This window comes from Reyranella aquatilis (genome assembly GCF_020880995.1).
GTDB lineage: Bacteria > Pseudomonadota > Alphaproteobacteria > Reyranellales > Reyranellaceae > Reyranella > Reyranella aquatilis.
Genome location: NZ_JAJISD010000003.1, coordinates 42,744 through 65,672, shown reverse-complemented (window position 1 = coordinate 65,672; position 22,929 = coordinate 42,744). Strand labels below are relative to the sequence as shown.

The following is a 22,929-nucleotide window of genomic DNA, read 5'->3' as shown; positions in this document are numbered from 1 at the left end:
ACGACGAATGTGCAGGAGGCCTGCTGCCCGCACAACCGCAAGGCGTTGTCCTTCCGAGCGCGACGACGCTAATCTCCGGGCATGACCCGTTACACCCCCGATCTTCTCGCCGGCGACCTGGCCGATCTCACCGCCATCCGTCGCGACATCCACCGCCATCCCGAGACCGCCTTCGAGGAGGTGCGGACCGCCCAGATCGTGGCCGACAAGCTCACCTCCTGGGGTATCGAGGTGCATCGCGGCCTGGCGACTACCGGCGTTGTCGGCACGCTGAAGGGCAATCGTCCCGGCCAGAAGACGATCGGCCTGCGCGCCGACATGGATGCGCTTCACCTGCAGGAGCGCAACGATTTCGAATACGCCTCGTCGATTCCCAACAAGATGCATGCCTGCGGCCATGACGGCCACACCACGATGCTGCTGGGCGCGGCCAGGCGGCTCGCGGCGGCACCCGATTTCGGCGGCACCGTCCACTTCATCTTCCAGCCCGCCGAGGAAGGGCTGGGCGGCGCGCGGGTGATGATCGAGGAAGGTCTGTTCGAGAAGTTCCCCTGCGACGTGGTCTACGGCATGCACAACATGCCGGGCTTCCCGGTCGGCCACTTCGCGATCCGCACCGGGCCGATGCTGGCCTCGTCCGACAGCTGGGAAGTCGTGTTCAAGGGCACGGGCGGCCACGGCGCCATGCCCGACCGCGGCACCGACCCGACCTTCGTGGCCGCGCAGTTCATCGTCGCGGTACAGGGCATCGTCGGCCGCAACGTGCCGTCCAGCCAGGCCGCGGTGTTGAGCGTCGGCCACATCGCTGCCGGAACGCCGGGCTCGCCCAACGTGATTCCCTCGGAAGTGCTGATCCGCGGCACCGCCCGCAGCTTCTCGGCCGAGGTGCGCAATCTGCTCGAGAAGCGCCTGGCCGAGGTGGCGGCCGGCATCGCGCAGGCGGGCGGCTGCGAGGCCGTCTCGAAGTACCATCGCCGCTATCCGGCGCTGGTTAACGCCGCCGAGCAGACGTCGGTTGCCGTCGAGGCGGCGGCGATGACGGTCGGGCGCGAGAACGTCGAGGCGAACACCTCGCCGCTGGCTGGCGCCGAGGACTTCGCCTTCATGCTGGAGAAGAAGCCCGGCGCCTACATCATGATCGGCAACGGCGGCACCGGCGAGGGCGGCTGCCAGAACGTGCATTCGCCGCTCTACGACTTCAACGACCGGATCCTGACGACCGGCGCGGCCTACTGGATGAACCTCGTCCAGCTCGAGCTGGGCGACGCGGCCTAGACGGCGTCGCACTCTCTTCGGCGCTCCTGGACATTGCAGCGCTTGGCGGCTTGTAACCAAGCCGCGGCCAGATGCTCGCAGGCAGAGCGAAGCTCGGCCTAGACGTGGTCGAAAGACCACCCGGCGTCGGTCTGGTCCCAGTTCATGCCGTCCTGCAGGTGAAGGACGGCGTGGCTGTCGGCACCGAACTCGTAGATGGCTGCACTCGTGTGCAGGGGCGCGGGCTCGTCGGCTGTCGGCAGCATCAGCCCGTCCGACAGATCGCTGAGAACGACCAGCGTATCCTCGCCGGCCATGGCGGTGAGATCGGCGTCGACTGAACCCGGCACGCCATTGACGAAGACGTCGCCCGCCTCGCCGAACAGGCGGTCGAGCGGTGCGCCATAGGAAACCGGATCGGCGCCGGCTTCCGCCCAGAGCGAAGCGGGCGTGGCGTAGATCGGCAGGTTGCTGCGGTCGAATTCGACGAGGTCGGTGCCGACGATGAAGGGGGCGTCGGCCGAGCTGTCGGACGGCTCCGAATGGCTCATGGAAAAGTCTTTCGTTTCAAAGAACTCAAATAATGCTTCAAATATAAAGAATAGAACGTTGAGAATAAAGAGAGAACGTTCGACTTACGGAATTTCTCCTTCATTCGCAAAGACTTGGGTAAACGCCACGACTGGCCTAGGGTGCCGGCCGATTCAAAATCATCCGCGTTTGGGGGAGTCGATGAACGGAGCTGAAAGTCTGGTCCGCACCTTGGTGAAGGGCGGCGTCGAGGTCTGTTTCGCCAACCCCGGCACCTCGGAGATGCATTTCGTGGGCGCGCTCGATCGCGTCGAGGGGATGCGCTGCGTGCTCGGCCTGTTCGAGGGCGTCTGCAGCGGCGCGGCCGACGGCTACTACCGTATGACCGACAAGCCGGCCTCGACCCTGCTGCATCTCGGCCCGGGCCTCGCCAACGCGGCGGCCAACCTGCACAACGCCAAGAAGGCGGGCTCCGGCGTCGTCAACATCGTGGGCGAGCACGCGCTCTATCACATCAAGTACGACACGCCGCTCACCGCGGACATCGAAGGCATCGCGCGTCCCTTCTCGCACTGGGTGAAGACCTCGCCGACCTCGAAGACGGTGGCCGGCGACGGCGCGCTGGCGATCCAGGCGGCGAATGTCGCGCCGGGCCAGATCGCGACCCTGATCCTGCCCGCCGACACCGCCTGGGGCGAAGCCGACGGCGTGGCCGAGACGCCGGCCGCGCCGGCGCCGGCCAAGCCGTCGAAGGAGACGGTCGTCGCGGCCGCCAAGGCGTTGAAGCAGCCGGGCGCCATGCTGTTCATCGGCGGCCGTGCACTGCGCGCCCGCGGCCTCGAACTCGCCGGCAAGATCGCCGCCAAGACCGGCTGCAAGGTGCAGGGCGCCGGCGGCACGGCGCGCATCGAGCGCGGCGCCGGCCGCATCCCGGTGCTGCGTCTGCATTTCGTGGTCGAGAACGCGCTGGCCCAGCTCAAGGGTACCAAGCAGATGGTGCTGTGCGGCGCCAAGGCGCCGTTCGCTTTCTTCGCCTATCCCGGCAAGCCGTCCGTGCTGTCGCCGGACGATTGCGAGATCTCGACGCTCTGTCCGGTCGAGGGCGATCCGATCGGCTCGCTCGAGGCGCTGGCGATGGAACTCGATGCGATGAACGTGAAGCCCGAGGGCATCGCCCAGCCGAGTCGGCCGGAGCGTCCCACCGGCAAGTTCACGCTCGACGGGCTGGGTCAGGCACTGGGCGCGACGATGCCGGAAGGCGCGATCGTGGTCGACGAATCGGTCACCACGGGCCGCGGCTTCTTCCCGTTCAGCGCCGGCGCCCCGCCGCACGACTGGCTGAACAATATGGGCGGCTCGATCGGCTTCGGCGGACCGGTGGCGGTCGGTGCGGCCGTCGCCTGCCCGGACCGCAAGGTCATCTGCATGATCGGCGACGGCTCGGCGATGTACACGATCCAGTCGCTGTGGACGATGGCGCGCGAGAATCTCGACGTCTGCGTGATGATCTTCTCGAACCGCTCCTACAACATCCTCTACAGCCAGCTCGCCGACGTCGGCGCCGCCAATCCCGGCCCGCGCGCCATCGACATGCTGACTCTCGACCGGCCGACGCTCGACTTCTCGATGATGTCGAAGAGCATGGGCGTCCCGGGCGGCAAGGCGCACAATCTCGAGGAGTTGACCAAGCAGCTCACCTACGCCATGTCGCAGAAGGGCCCGTACCTCATCGACGTGATCATGTAGGGCCGCGCGGAAAGCATCATGGAAGAAGCCCGCCGACGCACGCTTCATGGCCGTCGACGGGGCAAGAAACTGCGGGCCGGGCAGCAGTCGCTGCTCGACACGCTGCTGCCTCGCCTCGAAGTCGCCCTGCCGGCCGCGCCCGTCGTCACACCCGACAACGAGGTTGCCGAAAGCGCCGCCAAGATCGATCTCGCCCGTCTGTTCGGCGACACGCTGCCGGCTGCCGGCGTCTGGCTGGAAGTCGGCTTCGGTGCCGGCGAGCATCTGGTCTGGCAGGCCGAACATCATCCCGACGTCGGTCTGATCGGCTGCGAGCCCTACATCAACGGCGTTGCAAAGTGCCTCGCGCACGTCGAACGGACGGGCGTGTCGAACGTGCGCCTCTTCACGGACGATGCGCGCTTCGTGATGCAGGCGCTGCCGCCGCAGTCATTGTCGCGCGCCTTCGTGCTGTTTCCCGATCCATGGCCCAAGGCGCGCCATCACAAGCGCCGCTTCGTGCAGCGCGCCAACCTCGACATCCTGGCCCGCCTGATGAAGCCCGGCGCCGAGCTGCGGGTGGCGACGGACGACCCGAGCTACCTGCCCTGGATGGTCGAGCACGCCTGCCGCCATCCCGCCTTCGAATGGCTGGCCGAATCTCCCGCCGACTGGCGCGGCCGGCCGGAAGACTGGCCCGAGACCCGCTACGAAAAGAAGATGCTCGCCGGCCACAAACCGGTCTTCCTGAGGTTGCGGCGTCGCTAATTGGCCCTCCGCGGTGTAAGGCGCCGCCTCCCCTTTTGAATGGGCAGGGTTAGATGACACTATATATAGAGGGCAGTTCGGGTCCCCCCATAGGGGGTGCGGAATCCCTTGCCAGTTGAAGGGCGGGAGCCTATATCCGCGCCATCCTCATCGGGTTCACGGGATGAACCAAAGAAAAAGAGTGGGCCAAAAACCCGCTCTTTTCATTTGGCCTCCTCCCAACCGCCCAAATCGTCGAGAAGCAAAGCCCGCGTGACCGATCTGCTGCGTCGAATCGAAGACATCGTTGCCCCGACCATCGTCGGCATGGGCTTCGAGGTGGTTCGCGTCGCCCTGAGCAAGGGCGGGACGCTGCAGATCATGATCGAGCCGGCCGACGGCCGGCCGCTGGACGTCGAGGATTGCGCGACCGTGTCGCGCGCGGTCTCGGCCGTGCTCGACGTCGAGGACCCGATCGCCGGGGCCTACACGCTGGAAGTGAGCTCGCCCGGCATCGACCGGCCGCTCACCAGGGCGAAGGACTACGCGCGCTGGGCGGGTCATCTCGCCCGTCTCGAGACCGCCCTGCCGGTCGAGGGGCGGCGGCGCTTCAAGGGAACGCTGCTCGGCCTCGACGGCGGCCTGGTGCGCCTCAAGCTCGACGACGGCAAGGAAGCCGCGGTGCCGCTCGAAGCGGTGACGCGCGCCAAGCTCGAACTGACCGACCGTCTGATCGAAGAACACCGTCTGGCCGCCGAGGGCGCGGCCGGGCAGACCCACTGAACGGACTGGCTAGAGAAGAGGGAAGAAACATGGCGACGACAGCCGATATCCCGCGCCTTGAGATGCTTCAGGTGGCCGACATGGTCGCCCGCGAGAAGGGCATCGAACGCGAGGAAGTGCTCGAGGCGATGGAACAGGCCATCCAGAAGTCGGGCCGCGCCAAGTACGGGCTTGAGCACGATATCCGCGCCGAGATCGACCGCAAGACCGGCGAGATCAAGCTTCTGCGCTACATGCAGGTGGCCGATCCGATCGAGAACGAGAACATCCAGGTCTCGGTCGCCGAGGCCCAGCGCCGCAATCCCGAGGCCCAGGTCGGCGACTTCCTGACCGACGAACTGCCGCCGATCGACTTCGGCCGCGTCGCCGCGCAGACAGCCAAGCAGGTGATCACGCAGCGCATGCGCGAGAGCGAGCGCAAGCGCCAGTACGAGGAATTCAAGGACCGCATCGGCGAGATCGTGTCGGGCGTGGTCAAGCGCGTCGACTACGGCAACATCACCGTCGACCTGCAGCGCGCCGAGGGCGTGATCCGTCGCGACGAGACGATCCCGCGCGAATCGCTGCGCGTGAACGACCGCGTGCGCGCCTACATCTTCGACGTGCGCGAGGAGCCGCGCGGCCCGCAGATCTTCCTGTCGCGCAGCCATCCCCAGTTCATGGCCAAGCTGTTCACGCAGGAAGTGCCGGAGATCTACGACAACATCATCGAGATCAAGGCTGTCGCCCGCGATCCCGGCAGCCGCGCCAAGATCGCGGTGCTCTCCCACGACAGCTCGATCGACCCGATCGGCGCCTGCGTCGGCATGCGCGGCAGCCGCGTGCAGGCCGTCGTGCAGGAGCTGCAGGGCGAGAAGGTCGACATCATCCCGTGGTCGAACGACACGGCGAACTTCATCGTCAACGCGCTGGCGCCGGCCGAGGTCAGCAAGGTGCTGATGGACGAGGAGAAGAACAAGACCGAGGTCGTGGTTCCCGACGACCAGCTCAGCCTCGCGATCGGCCGCCGCGGCCAGAACGTGAAGCTCGCCTCCCAGCTCACCGGCTGGGAGATCGACATCATGACCGAGACCGAGGAGAGCGAGCGCCGCCAGAAGGACACGCGCGAGCGCACCGAGCTGTTCAAGGCCACACTCGACGTCGACGACGTGATCGCCCACCTGCTGGTCGCCGAAGGCTATGCCACGGTCGAGGACGTCTCGGAGGCCGCGGTCGAGGACCTGGCCGGCGTCGAGGGCTTCGACGAGGAGATCGCCACCGAGCTGCAGCGTCGCGCCCGCGAGTATCTCGAGAAGCGCGATGCCGAACTGGCAGAGCGCCTCGCGACGCTGGGCGTCGCGGAAGAGGTCGCCAACGCCGAGGGTCTGACGCTCGCGATGGTCGTGGCGCTGGGCGAAGCGGGCGTGAAGACGCTCGACGATCTGGCCGATCTCGCCTCCGACGAGCTGCGCGAGATCGTGGGCGAGAGCACCATCGACAACGATGCCGCCAACGCCATCATCATGAAGGCGCGCGAGCACTGGTTCGCCGACGAGGCCGCTCCGGCCGACGAAGCGAAGGCCTGAGCGGAGGAAGAGCGCCCCGTTGTTCGACCCCTCCACCCTTGCCGTCGCCATGAGCGAACCCCATCTCACGGTGCCCCCCGCCGGCCCGATGCGCACCTGCATCGCGACCGGCGAGGAAGGCGCACCGGAGAAGATGATCCGGTTCGTCGTCGGCCCCGAAGGCGATGCCGTGCCCGATCTGGCGCGCCAGCTTCCGGGTCGCGGCATGTGGGTGCGGGCGGAGCGTGCGGCGCTCGAACGGGCAATCGAAAAGAAGCTGTTTTCGAAGGCCGCGCGGGCGCCGGTCAAGACGTCGCCTGATCTGGCCGACCGGGTGGAGCGGCTGCTGCTCGATCGGGTGCTGGCCGATCTCGGCCGGGCCCGTCGCGCCGGGCGTGCGGTGGCGGGCTTCGTGAAGGTCGAGCAGATGATCGGCCGCGGGCAGGCGGGGCTGATCGTCGTCGCCGACGAGGCCGACGGCGATGGATTGCAGAAGTTGCGGGCGACGGGCCTGCGGCTCGAGAGACTGGGCGATGCGGCCGCGCTGGGCGGAATCTTCGGCCGCGAACAGGCGGTTTACGTGGCGATCGCGCGCGATGATGCGGGCGGGGCCTTCATTGAACGAATTTCTGCCGGGGCGTCGCGATGGCGCGGCTTCCGGTTGAACAGCGCCGGTTGACGGGCCGGGGCGGACCAAGGACAACAGCCGACATGACGGAACAGAACGAACAGAACAAGACGACCAAGCCGCTGACCCTCTCGACCACGCGCACGGGCGCGGCGGCGAAGGCAGACGCGACGCAGGTGCGCCAGAAATTCTCGCACGGGCGTACGCGCGCGGTGACGGTCGAGGTCAAGAAGCCGGTGAAGCGCGCCGGGGCGGCGACGCCCACGGCGGCGCCCGCGCCTGCACCGGCGCCCGCACCGGCACCCGAGCCTCCCAAGCCTGCGGCGGCCCCGGCCGGGCGTACGCTGAAGCTGGGCGGCGGCGGCGCTTCGGCGCCTGCCGGCAATCGCGGCACCGGACCGGTCCGGCCCGCCGGATCGCAGGGCGGTCGCGGCATCGTGCTGCGCACCCTGACCGAGGAAGAAAAGGAAGCGCGCGCGCGCGCCCTGGTCGACGCCAACCGCGATGCCGAGATCGCGCGCAAGCGCGCGGCCGAGGAAGCCGCCCGCCGCGCCATCGAGGAAGAGGCGCGTCAGAAGGCCGAGGAGGAGCATCGCAAGCGCCTCGCCGAGGAAGAAGCGCGCAAGAAGATCGAGGAAGAGGTCAAGCGCAAGGCCGACGCGCTGGTGCAGAAGCGCCTCGACCAGGCTTCGACGGCCGCGCCGCAGACCACCATCGCGCGTCAGGCCCAGGAGATCGAGGCCCGCCCGGCGCCGGCACCCGCCGCTCCGGCTCCCGCGGCCGCCGCTCCGGCGGCGCCGATCCGCCGTCCGGCCGCGCCCGCCGCGGCCGACGCGGTGCGCCGTCCGCTGCCGCCGATGCGATCGACGATCGCCAAGCGCCTGCCGCAGCCCACGGGTGCGCGGCGCGAGGCGCCCAAGCGCCGCAACGACAAGGTCGACGTCGGCCGTGCGGTCGAGGGCGAGAACGACTTCCGCAGCCGGTCGGTGGCGCAGCAGCGCCGCCGCCTGGAGCGCGAGCGCCGGCAGCAGTTCGGCAGCGAGCCGCAGCAGAAGGTCTATCGCGAGGTCACGATCCCCGAGACGATCACCGTCCAGGATCTCGCGGCGCGCATGTCCGAGCGCGGCGCGGACGTCATCAAGACGCTGATGCGCATGGGCGTGATGGCGACCATCAACCAGGCGATCGACGCCGACACGGCCGAACTGGTCGTGACGGAGATGGGCCACCGCTCCAAGCGCGTGGCCGAAGGCGACGTCGAGACGGGCCTGGCCGACGTGCCGGATTCGCCCGACTCGCTGCAGCCGCGTCCGCCGGTCGTCACGATCATGGGTCACGTCGACCACGGCAAGACCTCGCTGCTCGACGCCCTGCGCGCGACCGACGTGGCCGCGCACGAAGCGGGCGGCATCACGCAGCATATCGGCGCCTATCAGGTGACCCTGCCCTCGCAGGAGAAGATCACCTTCCTCGACACGCCGGGCCACGAGGCGTTCACCGCCATGCGCGCCCGCGGCGCCAAGGTGACGGACATCGTCGTGCTGGTGGTGGCCGGCGACGACGGCGTCATGCCGCAGACCAAGGAGGCGATCGCCCACGCCAAGGCGGCGGGCGTGCCGATCATCGTGGCCGTCAACAAGATGGACAAGCCGGGCGCGGATGCGAGCCGGGTCCATAACGAGCTGCTGCGCGAGGAAATCCAGGTCGAGGCGCTGGGCGGCGACGTCCAGTCGATCGAGGTCTCGGCGACCAAACGGATGAACCTCGACAAGCTCGAGGAAGCCATCCTGCTGCAGGCCGAAGTGCTCGAGCTCCAGGCCAATCCCGACCGCGACGCCGACGGCGTGGTGATCGAAGCCAAGCTGGATCCGGGCCGCGGCTCGGTCGCCACGGTGCTGGTCCAGCGCGGCACGCTGATGGTGGGCGACATCCTCGTCGCCGGTTCGGTGTGGGGCCGCGTGCGTCGCCTGGTCGACGATCGCGGACAGGCCGTCGAGGATGCCGGTCCGGCCTTCCCGGTGGAGGTGCTGGGTCTCGCCGGCACGCCGCAGGCGGGCGACGAGTTCCACGTGGTCGAGAGCGAGGCGCGGGCGCGCGAGATCGCCGACTTCCGCGCCCGTCGCGATCGTCAGCTCGAACTGGCGCGCGCCGCGGGCGGCCGCGGCACCCTCGAGGAGATGATCAAGGGCATCCGCGAGGGTACCGCCAAGGAACTGCCGGTGCTCATCAAGGCCGACGTGCAGGGCTCGGCGGAAGCGCTTGCCGGCGCGCTGTCGCGCCTCGGCACCGACAAGGTCATCACCCGCGTCGTCTACAGCGGCGTCGGTGGCATCAGCGAGGCCGACATGACGCTCGCCAAGGCGTCGGGTGCGCTGATCATCGGCTTCAACGTGCGTGCCAATCCGCAGGCCCGCGAGATCGCCAAGCGCGACAAGGTCGACATCCGCTACTACAGCATCATCTACAAGGTCACCGAGGACATGCAGGCCCTGATGGTCGGCCTCCTCGACCCGACCTACAAGGAGACGCTGGTCGGCAACGCGCAGATCCGCGAGGTCTTCAAGGTCACCAAGGCCGGCAACGTCGCGGGCTGCATGGTCACCGACGGCAAGGTCACGCGCGGCAACAAGGTTCGCCTGCTGCGCGACAACGTGGTGATCCACGAGGGCACGCTGAAGACGCTCCGCCGCTTCAAGGACGAAGTGAAGGAAGTGCAGCACGGCTTCGAGTGCGGCATGGCGTTCGAGAACTACGACGACATCAAGGTCGGCGACATCATCGAGTGCTTCGACGTCGAGCAGGTCCAGCCGACCCTGTAGTCAAAGTCGCTCCCCCGTCGCCGGGGGAGTCGGCGCCGTCTTGCGGCGACGGTGGGGTCACAAGTCCACCGTCGCATTGACAGTTCCGTCGGCGTAGGACGCCGACACCTCCCCATTTGAATGGGGAGGTGCAAACAAGAGGTAACGCCATGTCGCGGCGTCGTTCGTCCGACAAGGAACATCGCGCCCCCGGCCAGCGTCAGCTCCGGGTGGGTGAGGAGATCCGCCATCTGCTGGCCGACCTGCTCGAGCGCGGCAACATGCGCGACCCCGAGCTGCGCGAAGCGTCGATCACCGTGACGTCGGTCGACGTCAGCCCGGACCTGCGCAATGCCACGGCCTTCGTCATGCCGCTGGGCGGCGGCGATCAGGAAAGGCTGCTGGCGGCGCTGCGTCGTGCCGCGCCGTGGTTCCGTGGCCGGGTCAGCGAGAAGGCGGGCCTGCGCAGCGCCCCCGAGATCCGCTTCGAGATCGACCGGACGTTCGACGAGGCCGACAAGATCGGCGCGCTGCTGCGCCGGCCCGACGTCGCGCGCGACATCAAGGACGACGATTGAGGTAGTACTCGTCGCGCGGGAAGAAATCCGTGTTGGGCGAGTCCGTCGGCACGGTCCTGCCGTCGTTGAGCACCTCGATCTTCTTGTCCTCGAACCACCTGCCCAGTTCGGCCCGGTCTATCCGCGCCGCCGTGAGATGCGAGGCCACGCCCGGCCGCGCCAGCAGCGCGGCGATCTTTTCGCGGCTGTAGGGGATGGGCCGGTCGCTGCCCAGCATCGCCGGATGGATCATCGTGACGTAGGGAAAGACCGAGCGGAACGTCGCCACCGATCGCTCGGTCGGCGCCCACTGCACGTAGATGCCGCCCGGCGCCAGTTTCGTCCGCACCTGCTCGAAGAACTCACGTGAATTGAGCAGGCCCGACAGCGCGGTCTTGGGCAGGATCGCGTCGGCCTCGATGACGTCGTAGCGCACCGGATCGAGCGCCAGCGAATGGCGGCCGTCGGCGACCGTCACGTCGAAGCGCCGGCTCGACAGCAGCTCGTCGACTCCCGACTTTCCCCCGGCGGCGGTGTAGGTCTTCAGCGTCTCGATAACCGGCGCCACGATCTCGATCACCTTTACCTGCTCGGTCGCGGGATTGAGCCCCGCCGCATAGGGCGTGCCGCCGGTGCCCGAGCCGATCACCAGCACGCGCCTCGGCGCATCGTGGGTCAGCGGGCCGATGGCGCCGAGATAGGCGTGGACGGTGTCGAAGGGCAGGCGGCTCTGCGAATGGCCCTGGATGTACAGGCGGCCGCCCTCGTCGCGGGAGTCGTTGCCCGACATCTTGAGCAGGCTGAGGCCGGTCTTGTCCTCGGCCACGATCGCCTTCTCGTCGGTGAGCCCGTGCAGGCGCCGCCAGAACTCCTCGCCGCCGGGAAAGAGCGCCAGCCCCGCGACCAGGACGGCTGCCGGAACGTAGGCCCAGCGGGTCGCGCGCGGTCCGGCGAGCTGCAGGACGGAGAAGGCGAGGCCGATGGCGACCAGCAGCTTCAGCGTGCCCGCCGTTCCCACGAGGTCGAGCAGGAGGAGCCCGGCCACCAGGCTGCCCATGCTGTTGCCGACGATGTTGGCGAGCTGCACCAGACCGACGCGGCTGCCCAGCCGGTCGAGGTCGCGCTGCACCGCCTTCTGCACGACCGGGAAGGAGAAACCCATGATGAATGAGGCCGGCAGCACCACAACTGCGAGCAGCAGCAGGATCAGCGCCGGGTTGGCGGTGTTGGGCCCCATGATGTCGTGATCGACGAAGGTGGCGGGGAGGATTCCTGCACCGATGCCGAGATAGACAAACCAGGCGCCGGCCAGAGCGAGCGCCGTGGCAATGCCCTGCATCAGGAAGAAGAAGCGCCGCGGATCGGCGATGCGGTCGATGACGCGTGCGCCCACCAGCAGGCCGGCGGCGTCGCCCAGCAGGAACACGGTGAGCACCAGCGAGAAACTGTAGCCGTTCGATTGCAACAGCACGCCGATCAGCCGGTACCAGACGATCTGCAGGGCGACGATCAGGAAGCCGCTGATGAACACCAGCAGCGACCAGCGCCACACGACGCCGTCCGCCGTCTCCGCCGCGACCGTCTTCGGCACCGGTTGGGCGGCTTCCATGTCGAGTCCGCGCGCCAGCAGCAGGCCGCCGCCCGCCACGACGAGGTTGATCAACGCCCCGAGATAGACGGCATTGTCGAAGCCCACCGTGCCGATCAGGTACCAGCCGCCGAAGAAGGCGCCGACACCCGCGCCCAGCGTGTTGAGCCCGTAGAGCCAGCCGATCAATTGCGCGGAGCCGGCGATCTGGCTCACCACCGCCTTGGACAGGAAGGGCAGCGAACAGCCCATCAGGAAGGTCGGCCAGAGCAGGCCCGCGAACACGACGGCGAAGATCACGGCACGCGATTCGGCGAGCGGCAGCAGGCCGCGATAGATCACGTCGTAGTAGAGCCACGGGCTCAGCAGCGCGAAGGCGGCGATCCCGACCTCGCAGATCGCGAAGGCGATCAGCGCCGCGCGGCGCGACAGGCGGTCGGCGTAGAGGCCGGCGGCGAGGCTGCCGATCCCGAGACCCAGCAGGAAGGCGCCGACGACGAGGGCGGCGGCGATCGTGTCGGCCCCGGCGAACAGGCCGAGCAGCCTGTGCCAGGCCGTCTGGTAGATGAGGGCCGCCACCCCCGAGAGGAAGAACAAGCCAAAGAGTGTCGTTTGCCGGACGCGATCCGACTGCCGGCCCAAATTCATGCCTGCACCCTGCCTGAAGGAACGGCTGGCGCGCAACGCCCTGCACGCCTAAACCCCTCCGCCATGGCGCGCAGGAAAAAGGGCGAGAAGATCGACGGCTGGGTCGTGCTGGACAAGCCCGTGGGCCTCGGCTCGACGCCGGCGGTCGGTCGCGTGCGCCGGCTGTTCGGCGCCCAGAAGGCCGGGCATGGCGGCACGCTGGATCCGCTGGCCAGCGGCATCCTGCCGATCGCGCTGGGGGAGGCGACCAAGACCGTGCCGTTCATCATGGATGGCCGGAAGGAATACCGCTTCACCCTGCGCTTCGGCGAGGCCCGCTCGACCGAGGATGCCGAGGGCGAGGTGACGGCGACCAGCGACGCCCGGCCGACCGACGACGCCCTTCGCGCGGCCCTGCCGGCCTTCGTGGGCGAGATCGAGCAGATGCCGCCGGCCTTCTCGGCGCTGAAAATCGACGGAAAGCGCGCCTACGACCTCGCCCGGGCGGGGGAGACGGTCGAACTGAAGCCGCGCCGGGTCCTGATCGAGCGGCTGGAGATGGTGGGACGGCCCGACAGGGATCACGCAGATTTTGTGGTCGGCTGCGGCAAGGGCACCTACATCCGGTCGCTCGGCCGCGACCTGGCGAAGGCGGTCGGGACCGTCGGACACCTGTCGGCGCTGCGCCGGACGGTCGTGGGGCCGTTCCGCGAGGCAGCGGCCATTTCGCTTCCCAAACTGGAGGCCCTCGGGCATATTCCCGCGCTCTTCGGGGCCCTGGCTCCCGTTGCGACCGCGCTGGACGACATCCCGGCGCTGGCCATGACGGAAGCCCAAGCGGACCGGCTGCGCCAAGGCCAGCCGGTGTTCTTGACCCGGGACGCACCTCCGTCCGGCGCACTCGTACGCGCCGAGGTCGGCAGCAGGCTCGTGGCGCTGGTCCGTTCGGACGGCGTCGCTCTCCAGCCGGTGCGCGTGTTCAACCTTTAGTTTCAGGAGATGACCGATGTCGATTACAGCCGACCGCAAGGCGGAGCTGATCAAGTCGTATGCGCAGGCCGAGGGCGACACCGGTTCGCCGGAAGTCCAGGTCGCGATCCTCAGCGAGCGCATTTCCAACCTCACCGAGCACTTCAAGGGCCACGCGAAGGACCACCATTCGCGCCGCGGTCTGCTGAAGCTCGTCGGCCAGCGCCGCCGCCTGCTCGACTACCTCAAGTCGCGCGACAACAAGCGCTACGAGACGTTGATCGAGCGTCTGGGTCTGCGTCGCTGATCCAACGGCCCCGTCCTTCGGACGGGGCCTTTTCGCGTCGCGTCGTCCGGTCCCCGTGATTTCGATCGGCTGACGCGACATCGCAGTAACCGGGAAGGCAGGGGCGAGAGCAAACGCCTGTCCCGGTCCTGTCGGCGCAAGGGCGTCGGCGGGCGGTCGCAGCCAAACGGGGGCAGGCGACCGTGATGGAAAGGATGAATGAGAATGTTTGAAGTCTTTCGCAAGGAACTCGACTGGGCCGGGCGCAAGCTCGTGCTGGAAACCGGCAAGATCGCCCGCCAGGCCGACGGCGCCGTCATGGCGACCTACGGCGGCACCACCGTGCTGGCCGCCGTCGTGTTCGAGAAGAAGCCGAAGCCCGGCCTCGACTTCTTCCCGCTGACCGTGAACTACCAGGAGAAGGCTTTCGCCGCGGGCAAGATCCCCGGTGGCTTCTTCAAGCGCGAGGGCCGTCCCAGCGAGAAGGAAATCCTCACCTCGCGCCTGATCGACCGCCCGATCCGCCCGCTGTTCCACGAGAGCTACCGCAACGAGACGCTGGTCGTCGTCACGACGCTGGCGCACGACCTCGAGAACGATCCCGACATCCTGTCGATGGTCGCCACCTCGGCGGCGCTCACGATCTCGGGCGTGCCCTTCATGGGCCCGATCGGCGCGGCGCGCGTCGGCTACGCCGACGGCAAGTACATCGTGAACCCGACCAAGGCGCAGATGGAGACGAGCGTGCTCGATCTCGTCGTCGCCGGCACCAAGGAAGGCGTGCTGATGGTCGAGTCGGAAGCCAAGGAGCTCTCCGAAGAGGTCATGCTGGGCGCCGTCATGGAAGCCCACCGCTCGTTCCAGCCGGTGATCGACGCGATCATCCAGCTCGCCGAGCATTGCGCCAAGGATCCGCTGCCGCTGACCGATCCGTCGGAAGCGTCGAAGACCGTGGCCGAGAAGCTGAAGTCCGAGATGCGCGGCAAGCTGGTCACGGCCTTCGCCGAGACGCAGAAGCAGGCCCGCCAGGCCAAGATCGGCGACGTGAAGGCCGAGGCCAAGAAGCTGTTCGAGGGCGATGACGCCGCGCTGGCCGCCTTCGGCGAGCAGTTCGGCAACCTCGAGGCCGACGTCGTGCGCAATGCCATCCTCGACACCGGCAAGCGCATCGACGGCCGCGACACCAAGACCGTCCGTCCGATCGTGGCGGAAGTCGGCGTGCTGCCGCGCGCCCACGGCTCCTCGCTGTTCACCCGCGGCGAGACGCAGGCGCTGGTCGTCACCACGCTGGGCACCGGCCAGGACGAGCAGATCATCGACGCGCTCGAGGGCGAGTACCGCGAGCACTTCATGCTGCACTACAACTTCCCCCCGTACTCGGTGGGTGAAGTCCGCCGCATGGGTTCGCCCGGCCGCCGCGAAATCGGCCACGGCAAGCTCGCCTGGCGCGCGCTGCGCCCGATGCTGCCGTCGAAGGACAAGTTCCCGTACACGATCCGCATCGTCTCGGAGATCACCGAGTCGAACGGCTCCTCGTCGATGGCCTCGGTCTGCGGCGGCTCGCTCGCCCTGATGGACGCCGGCGTGCCGATGGAGCGCCCGGTGGCGGGCATCGCCATGGGCCTGATCAAGGAAGGCGACCGCTACGCCGTCCTGTCGGACATCCTGGGCGACGAGGACCACCTCGGCGACATGGACTTCAAGGTGGCCGGCACCGAGAAGGGCATCACCTCGCTGCAGATGGACATCAAGATCACCTCGATCACCGAGGAGATCATGAAGGTCGCGCTCGGCCAGGCGAAGGACGGCCGCATCCACATCCTGGGCGAGATGGCCAAGGGTCTGGGCGGCGCGCGTGAGGGCGTCGCGTCGACCGCGCCGCGCATCACGCAGTTCACGATTCCCAAGGACAAGATCCGCGAAGTGATCGGCACGGGCGGCAAGGTGATCCGCGAGATCACCGAGCAGACTGGCACCAAGATCGACATCGAGGACGACGGCACGATCAAGGTCGCGGCGGTGGACGCCAAGGCCGGCCAGCGCGCCATCGACTGGATCAAGGGCATCGTGGCCGAGCCGGAAGTCGGCGTGATCTACACCGGCAAGGTCGTGAAGACCGTTGAGTTCGGCGCTTTCGTGAACTTCCTCGGTGCGCGCGACGGCCTCGTGCACATCTCGGAGCTGGCGCCGCGCCGCGTCGCCAAGGTGAACGACGTGGTGAAGGAAGGCGACCAGGTGAAGGTCAAGGTCCTGGGCGTCGACGACCGCGGCAAGGTCCGCCTCTCGATGAAGGCCGTCGACCAGGAGACCGGCGAGGACATCTCGAACAAGCCGGTCGATGTGGCTCCGGCCGCCGGCGAGTAAGGCCTCCAAGATCGGTTACGGAAACGGCGGCCCACGGGCCGCCGTTTTTGCGTGAGCCTCGAGCCCGACACGGGCGGCTCCGGCGTCTCCGCCGATTTGAGCGTCACGCCAGCCCGATGAACAATGCGTGCGGCGCGTGAGGCGCCTCGAGCGCGAGCGGCAGCCAGTCGCGGCGAAAGCGCCGCCAGATCTCCCTGCTCGTCGGGCTGCCCAGGCCATGGCCCGGTGCGACCTCGGCTTCGAACAGCCAGGGATTGAGGTCGGCGTCCAATCCGATATCGATGCCAAAGAAAGTTGGCGGCAGACCGCGCCAACCGGGGATGGCGCGCATCGCCCCCAAGATGCCACCCGTTTCCAGATAGCCGGCCAGTTGCGCCGCCGTCTGGACGAGTCGGTCTCTCACGCGCCGCGCGTCCGCGGTGTCGAAGGCCGTGTCGAGGAACGTCCGCAGCGCCACGCCCGGTGCCGCGAACGCACCGACCGGATGCTCGAGGGCGGACTTTTCGGCCGACAGCGGATTGACGAAGAGCGCCCCGTGCGTGCCGTCGCGGTAGGGGGCGGGCGACACGAAGACCAGCCCATCATGCCAAAGGCTCGAAGCACTGGTGACAGGCGCCCGCAAACTGATGTGCAGGCGGATGTTGATCTTGCGCCCTTCGTAGAGAAAAGGAGGCTCGATGAAGCGCTGCAGGACGGCAGGGCCTTGGGGCCACGGCTCACCGCCGGCGCCGCTCAAGGTGCGGATGCCCTGCGTACCCGCGAGATGCGGTGCCTTGACGATCCACCTGGCGTGCGGGTCGCTGCGAACAGCCGTCTTTGCCGCCTTCTCCTGCGCGGGCAGCCGGTAGGTTTCCGGCCACCACGCGGGGGGCTTCCTCGCTGAACCCTCGATCAGGCGGGCGAGGAGATCCTTCCGATCGATGCGCACCAGCGCCTCGACGTCGCGGTATTGCCAGAAGAAGATGGCCTGGTCGGCAAACTCATCGTTTTCGAGGAGCCGACTGCGAAGCGCCCGGCGCTGATCCGGCCGATCGAACTCGATCATCCATCGGGCAAAGTCGAGGGCGGGACTCGGCGGGGCATTCCGGCCCGGATAGGAGAGCTGGCGCGCAAAGGCGTGATCGCCGGCAAGATGAATGGCGTTGGCCGCGATCGCCCGTGTCTTGATCGTCGCGTCCGACAGGGCCAATGCCCGCAGGTAGTGGTGGGCACTTTCACCATAGTGCCCAAGCCTGCGGTGGCAGTACCCCAACCACTCTTCGATCTCGGCGGTCGTCCCGAACCGGGCGGCCCGCTTGAACTGCACCACCGCCCTTTCGTGCTCATAAAGCCGCGCCAGTGCCCAGCCGAACAGCTGGATCGCATCGCGCGAGTTGGGATGTTCCAGCGCAAAGCGCTCGGCGAGACCGAGCGCGGCGGGACGATCCGACTTCATCAGTCCGTCCACCGCTTCGTGGGCCTGCGCCGGTGTCAGCTGCAAGATCTTCACTCGGCCGGTGGGCAGGGGGTGTCACTGAAGGCGGCGCTGCCGCACGACTGTCTCGGGTGACACTTGCAAAGGAGGTGCAATTATTTCTTCACCATTAATGAAAGTTGATTCTGTAAAGACGCGAGACAATAATACGGTGGGGCTATGGGAATTGGGAAGTCGCTGATCCGGCAGCTGTCGTCTGCGGATCGGCAGGCTGATGCGACCCGCTCGAGGGTCGCGTCGGCTACGGATTGCTTGGGTACTGATCCGCCAGCGTCTTTCGAAATCAGGCCTCCGGACGCACCGCAGGGCGCGGCTGAGTGGATGTTCTCGGGTCACGAGAGGCAACGGGGAGACGGGTCATGGCAGCTTCATCCAAGAAGGCTAACGAGGCGCGCGAGCAGCACGATGACGACGACCATGGCGGGCGTCAGCCGCAGAGGCCGAACGATGTGCCGGAGCGGGGGGATCGGCACGATGATGATTCCGAACGCGGCGGCACCCCGAAATCCTTCGTGAACGCACCCCAGGCAAAAGACGACGCCTTCTCCTCGGCCGCGACCGGCATCACCGAGAACAGCATTGGAATCTACCGCCTGGACGTGATGCGCAACGACCTGGGAGGTAGTGCGAAGAAGCTCTGGTCGCTCGACAACGGCGTCAACAACACCGGCGCCCTGAACGGCTACGTCGCCGGTGATCTGCTGGTCCAGGACACAGCCCGCTCGCAGGCCGGCAGCTCCGACACCAGTCTCAACGGCGCCAGGATCTGGATCACGACCGATGGACAGGTCGGATACGACGCGTCGACGCTGTCGCCCTCGTTCAGGGTCCAGCTACAAGCCCTCAACGACGGCCAGTCGCTCACCGACAGCTTTACCTACGCCATCAGGCTGGCGAACGGCGCGCTGAGCTGGGCGACGGCGACCGTTCAGTTCGCCGGCTCGAACGATGCCGCGGTGATCTCGGGCGTGACGAGCGGGACGGTGACCGAAGCCGGCGGCGTCGCAAACGCCATTGCCGGCTTGCCGACGGTGACGGGGATCCTGACCGCCACCGACGCCGACAATGCCGCCAACAGCTTCCAGGCGGTGACGGCGGAGACGTTCACCGCGGGCGGCTACGGCAGCTACACCCTGACCGCCGGCGGAGCCTGGACGTACATGCTCGACAACGCCAACACCGCCGTTCAGTCGCTCAACGCCGGCCAGCACCTGACCGACACGTTCACGGTGCGCACGATCGACGGCACCGCTGAGCAGGTGACCGTCACGATCGACGGCACCAACGACGCGGCGGTGCTTTCGTCGGCGGTGGCAAATCTGACCGAAACCGACTCCGCCACCGACCTTTCCACGAGCGGGACGCTCACGGTCTCCGACGTCGACAGCGCGGCGTCCTTCGTCGCCCAGGCCGGCACGGCGGGCGCCTACGGAACCTTCGCGATCGATGCCGCGGGCGCCTGGACCTATACGGCAACCTCGGCGCACGACGAGTTCGTCGCCGGCCAGACCTATACAGACAGCTTTGTCGTCACATCGGCAGACGGTACGGCGACGTCGGTAACCGTGAACATCCTGGGCACCGACGACGTGGCGGTGATCTCGGGCGTCGTGACCGGCGCGGTCGTCGAAGCGGGCAGCGACAATGACGGCGGCACGCCGGTCGCGATCGGAACCCTCGCCGCTGCCGACGTCGACAGCGCGCCGAACAGCTTCCTGGCGGTGGCGGCAGCGACGGCTAGCGACAATGGCTATGGCGCCTATACCTTGGCGGCGGATGGGACCTGGACCTATACGCTCGACAACGGGAATGCAGCCGTCGAGGCGCTCGGGGCCGGCGATACGTTGACCGATTTCTTCACGGTCCTCACCGTCGATGGCACCGCGCAGCAGGTCGCTGTCACGATCAACGGTGCAGCCGATGGCCCCGTCAACCATGCGCCGGTGGCGAACGACGACATCCTGAACTCGGTGGTGACCTTCGAGCCGGGCACCTACAGCGAGAGCCGGTTGTACGACGACAGCCTCGGATACTATCGCTCATACGTGGACACCACCGAAGGCTATCGGTTTGCCGACAACGGCAGGGGCAACTATCGGCTGGGAGACTATGTCGAGGGACCATCCATCACCGTCTACGAGGGCGTCGACTATTCCTACGCGCTGTACAATTACGGCGCGGAGGGAGCCCCCTACGATACTGTGACCCACAATATGCCCATCGAGATGACGCGCATGGATGGCGGCGTCTTCGTGCTCGCGCGCGCCAACATCGTCGGCTACGACGCCTACTATAGGTCGGCGGTGCTGACCGAGACGGTGACGGGCTACCTTAACGGCGTCCAGGGGGTCACCCTGACGTTCGACCTGCCGAACACAGTGGACATCACGGTGAGCCACACCCACACGGTCGATCTGAGCGGCCTTGGAATGGTGGACAGGGTCGAGTTCGTGACCGAGGGCACGAACAACTCCTCCTACAACTACAACCATACCTTCATCGACAACATCGAGATCGTGCAGTCGCTGACGAACGAAGACACGCCCGTCCAGATTGCGTCCGCGACGCTGCTCGCCAACGACACCGATGCAGACAATGGCCATGTGCTGCATGTCGGATCGGTGTCGGCGACCAGCGCCCTCGGCGCCGCGGTGTCGATCGATGGCAACGGCGCGATCACCTACGATCCCACCGTATCGAGCGTCCTCGGTGCGCTGGGCGAGAACGAGTTCGCCAACGACAGCTTCACCTACACCGCTGTCGACGAACATGGCGCCAGCTCCCAGGCCACGGCATCGCTCCGCGTCGCCGGCGCTGCCGACGGTTCCGTCAACCACGCGCCCACGGTCGCCGATTCTCTGAACGGCGGGACGATCTATGTCTGGGCAGGAGCGGACATCCCCAACTACGACGGCGGGGGGCCGGGATACAACTTCAATCCGGATGCTCCGCCGGCGGTCGTCCATGCGCTCGACAATGCTACGGATGCGGACAACGATCCCTTGTCCGTGGCGAGCTACGAGGTCGTTGTCGGCAATTACATCGGCATGTGGGTCGATAACGCCTACTATGGCATCGACAGCAGCCAGGCGATCTCGCTCGATGCGGTCGCCAGTATCTTCACGCTCGATCCGAACGCCTATGCGCTGCAGGGTCTGCGCGTTGGCGAGTCCGCGACGCTGACGGTGGCCTACACCGTGTCCGACGGCCAGGCGACGACCGCGGACAGCGTTTCCTGGACACTGGTCGGGACTGACGAGGCCAGCCTCGTCGGTCAATTGCTGATCGCCTGATGTGACATCGTCCCGGATCGGGTCGAAGCTCGCCGATCCACCTCCCTCTGCACCGGTAGCGGCGGCCACGGGCCGCCGCTTTTGCGTACAGGACCGGGGCTCGGCATGGCCCATTGGAGTCACGATCGAGTGCACTTCGATGCGGCCGCTTCCCCGGGCGCGGGAATGGTGCGAGACCTGCGCCGTTGCACTCAAGGAGAACCCCAATGAAGAAGAAACGGCCTCTTCTCGCGACAGTCGCCGCGACCCTCGCCCTGGCGGCCGCTGGCGGCAGCAGCCAGGCCCAGCCTCTGACCGGGACGCCTGCGCCTCCGGCTTCCCGGTTCACCACGCCCATGCCGCCCGGCGTAGTCGTGCCCGACAGCGTCGAGACGCGCTTCGGCACCTTGCGTTTCCTGGGCGGCGTGCCCGACCAGGCCAGCACCGACAGGATCTACGACAATCTCGACTTCCAGCGGGCGGTGCAGGCCTATCTCCTGGCGCTTCCGGTGGTCAACCAGATGGCCAATCGCGCCGGCATCCTCGCAATGGGCCCGGCGAACACTACCGTGCCGATCTGGGAGCAGCTGGTCGATTCGCGCACCGTCGAACTGACGGCCAACGACAACACCCCCTACACCTGGTTCTGGCTGGACCTGCGCAAGGGCCCGCTGGTGGTCGAGGCGCCGCCCAAGGTTCTCGGGTTGGTCAACGACATCTGGTACCGCTGGGCCGGCGACATCGGATTTACCGGCCCGGACCGGGGCGAAGGCGGCAAGTTCCTCATCCTGCCGCCCGGCTACAAGGGCGAGGTGCCACCGGGCTACCATGTCGTCCGTCCGGGAAGCCTCAGCGTCTGGGTCGCGTGGCGCAGCTTCGTCGTCGACGGCAGCCCGGCGCCGGGCGTGGACCTCGTCAAGAAGATGACGAAGGTCTATCCGCTCGGCCAGGCTGCGGCGGCGCCGGCGATGAACTTCGTCGACATGTCGGGCAAGCCCTTCAACATGGTGGGTCCCGGCGACTTCCGCTTCTGGGAACTGCTGAACGAGGCCGTGCAGAACGAGCCGACCGAGACGCTCGATCCCACGACGCTCGGCTTCTGGGCGTCGATCGGCATCCAGAAGGGCAAGCCCTTCGCGCCCGACGAGCGGATGAGGAAGATCCTCACCGAAGCGGCCGCCGTAGGCGACGCGACGGGCCGCTCGCTCTTCTACCGGAACCGGGAGAAGGAGGCGTTGTTCTTCGACAACCGGAAATGGAAGCGCCCGTTCATCGGGGGCTACAGGTTCGAGTGGCAGCCCGGCGTCGCCAACCTGACCGGAAGCGCGATGTATTTCTTCGCGGCCACCGGCGTCACGCCGGCGATGGACACGCAGGTCGTGGGCGAGGGCTCGACCTATCCGTGGACGGCGACCGATGCGGACAACAACCCGCTCGACGGCGGCAAGAGCTACAAGCTTCATCTGCCGCCGAACATTCCGGTGAAGACCTTCTGGTCGGTGATCGTATACGACGCCCAGACCCGCTCGATGCTGCAGACCGATGCGCAGTTCCCGAGCGTCAGCAGCCAGAACAAGGCGGTGAAATCCAACTCCGACGGGTCCGTCGATGTGTATTTCGGGCCCAAGGCACCGCCGGGCCGCGAGAGCAACTGGATCCAGACCGTTCCCGGCAAATCGTGGTTCACGATCCTGCGGCTCTACGGCCCGCTGGAACCATGGTTCAAGCAGGAGTGGCGGCCGGACGACATCGTCCTGATGCCGTGAGGCGCGGCACGGGCGC

16 protein-coding genes are annotated in these 22,929 nt (G+C 67.4%); 13 read left to right on the top strand and 3 right to left on the bottom strand.

Annotation, left to right across the window (positions count from 1 at the left end; all coding sequences use genetic code 11):
* Nucleotides 1-81 precede the first annotated feature (81 nt).
* On the top strand, nucleotides 82-1,275 hold the full coding sequence (locus LJ725_RS08480) for a M20 aminoacylase family protein (RefSeq protein WP_230550218.1): 1,194 nt from the start codon (nucleotides 82-84) through the stop codon (nucleotides 1,273-1,275).
* 98 nt (nucleotides 1,276-1,373) lie between these two features.
* On the opposite strand, the gene LJ725_RS08475 is transcribed toward LJ725_RS08480, so the two are convergent.
* Nucleotides 1,374-1,805, bottom strand: a complete 432-nt coding sequence (locus LJ725_RS08475; RefSeq protein ID WP_230550217.1) for a hypothetical protein — start codon at nucleotides 1,803-1,805, stop codon at nucleotides 1,374-1,376.
* A 181-nt stretch (nucleotides 1,806-1,986) separates the two neighbouring features.
* On the opposite strand from LJ725_RS08475, the gene LJ725_RS08470 reads away from it, so the two are divergent.
* The 7 genes from LJ725_RS08470 to rbfA all read left to right on the top strand — a co-directional run bounded on the left by LJ725_RS08470 (nucleotide 1,987) and on the right by rbfA (nucleotide 10,588).
* A complete protein-coding gene (locus LJ725_RS08470; protein WP_230550216.1) occupies nucleotides 1,987-3,531 on the top strand; it encodes an acetolactate synthase large subunit in 1,545 nt (514 codons plus the stop codon).
* Nucleotides 3,532-3,549: 18 nt separating this feature from the next.
* Nucleotides 3,550-4,278, top strand: a complete 729-nt coding sequence (trmB, locus tag LJ725_RS08465) for a tRNA (guanosine(46)-N7)-methyltransferase TrmB (protein WP_230550215.1) — start codon at nucleotides 3,550-3,552, stop codon at nucleotides 4,276-4,278.
* Nucleotides 4,279-4,530: 252 nt separating this feature from the next.
* Entirely contained in the window at nucleotides 4,531-5,040 is a 510-nt protein-coding gene (rimP, locus tag LJ725_RS08460) for a ribosome maturation factor RimP (protein ID WP_230550214.1), read from the top strand.
* A gap of 29 nt (nucleotides 5,041-5,069) precedes the next feature.
* Complete coding sequence (nusA, locus tag LJ725_RS08455) at nucleotides 5,070-6,605, top strand: transcription termination factor NusA (protein WP_230550213.1); 1,536 nt, start codon at nucleotides 5,070-5,072, stop codon at nucleotides 6,603-6,605.
* A gap of 88 nt (nucleotides 6,606-6,693) precedes the next feature.
* Nucleotides 6,694-7,263: an RNA-binding protein gene (locus LJ725_RS08450; protein WP_230550212.1), complete on the top strand. Its 570-nt coding sequence runs from the start codon at nucleotides 6,694-6,696 to the stop codon at nucleotides 7,261-7,263.
* A gap of 32 nt (nucleotides 7,264-7,295) precedes the next feature.
* Nucleotides 7,296-10,031 (top strand): translation initiation factor IF-2, encoded by a 2,736-nt coding sequence (gene infB / locus LJ725_RS08445; protein WP_230550211.1) that lies wholly within the window; start codon nucleotides 7,296-7,298, stop codon nucleotides 10,029-10,031.
* A 149-nt stretch (nucleotides 10,032-10,180) separates the two neighbouring features.
* On the top strand, nucleotides 10,181-10,588 hold the full coding sequence (gene rbfA, locus LJ725_RS08440; RefSeq protein WP_230550210.1) for a 30S ribosome-binding factor RbfA: 408 nt from the start codon (nucleotides 10,181-10,183) through the stop codon (nucleotides 10,586-10,588).
* Here the strand turns inward: rbfA and LJ725_RS08435 are convergent.
* Nucleotides 10,572-12,803 carry a spermidine synthase gene (locus LJ725_RS08435; RefSeq protein ID WP_230550209.1) on the bottom strand — a complete coding sequence of 744 codons (2,232 nt, stop codon included), beginning with the start codon at nucleotides 12,801-12,803 and terminating at the stop codon, nucleotides 10,572-10,574. The genes rbfA and LJ725_RS08435 overlap by 17 nt on opposite strands.
* Before the next feature lie 63 nt (nucleotides 12,804-12,866).
* On the opposite strand from LJ725_RS08435, the gene truB reads away from it, so the two are divergent.
* The 3 genes from truB (at nucleotide 12,867) to pnp (ending at nucleotide 16,401) form a co-directional block, all read left to right on the top strand.
* Nucleotides 12,867-13,772, top strand: coding sequence for a tRNA pseudouridine(55) synthase TruB (gene truB, locus LJ725_RS08430; protein ID WP_230550208.1), 906 nt, complete (start codon nucleotides 12,867-12,869; stop codon nucleotides 13,770-13,772).
* Nucleotides 13,773-13,788: 16 nt separating this feature from the next.
* The gene (gene rpsO / locus LJ725_RS08425) at nucleotides 13,789-14,058 is read left to right on the top strand and encodes a 30S ribosomal protein S15 (RefSeq protein ID WP_230550207.1); all 270 of its coding nucleotides are present in this window, start codon (nucleotides 13,789-13,791) and stop codon (nucleotides 14,056-14,058) included.
* A 204-nt stretch (nucleotides 14,059-14,262) separates the two neighbouring features.
* On the top strand, nucleotides 14,263-16,401 hold the full coding sequence (gene pnp / locus LJ725_RS08420; RefSeq protein ID WP_230550206.1) for a polyribonucleotide nucleotidyltransferase: 2,139 nt from the start codon (nucleotides 14,263-14,265) through the stop codon (nucleotides 16,399-16,401).
* A gap of 103 nt (nucleotides 16,402-16,504) precedes the next feature.
* On the opposite strand, the gene LJ725_RS08415 is transcribed toward pnp, so the two are convergent.
* Nucleotides 16,505-17,881 (bottom strand): hypothetical protein, encoded by a 1,377-nt coding sequence (locus LJ725_RS08415; protein WP_230550205.1) that lies wholly within the window; start codon nucleotides 17,879-17,881, stop codon nucleotides 16,505-16,507.
* A gap of 353 nt (nucleotides 17,882-18,234) precedes the next feature.
* Between LJ725_RS08415 and LJ725_RS08410 the strand changes: the two genes are divergently transcribed.
* Nucleotides 18,235-21,168: a VCBS domain-containing protein gene (locus LJ725_RS08410; protein ID WP_230550204.1), complete on the top strand. Its 2,934-nt coding sequence runs from the start codon at nucleotides 18,235-18,237 to the stop codon at nucleotides 21,166-21,168.
* A gap of 206 nt (nucleotides 21,169-21,374) precedes the next feature.
* Nucleotides 21,375-22,913, top strand: coding sequence for a DUF1254 domain-containing protein (locus LJ725_RS08405; RefSeq protein WP_230550203.1), 1,539 nt, complete (start codon nucleotides 21,375-21,377; stop codon nucleotides 22,911-22,913).
* The last annotated feature ends 16 nt before the right edge of the window (nucleotides 22,914-22,929 follow it).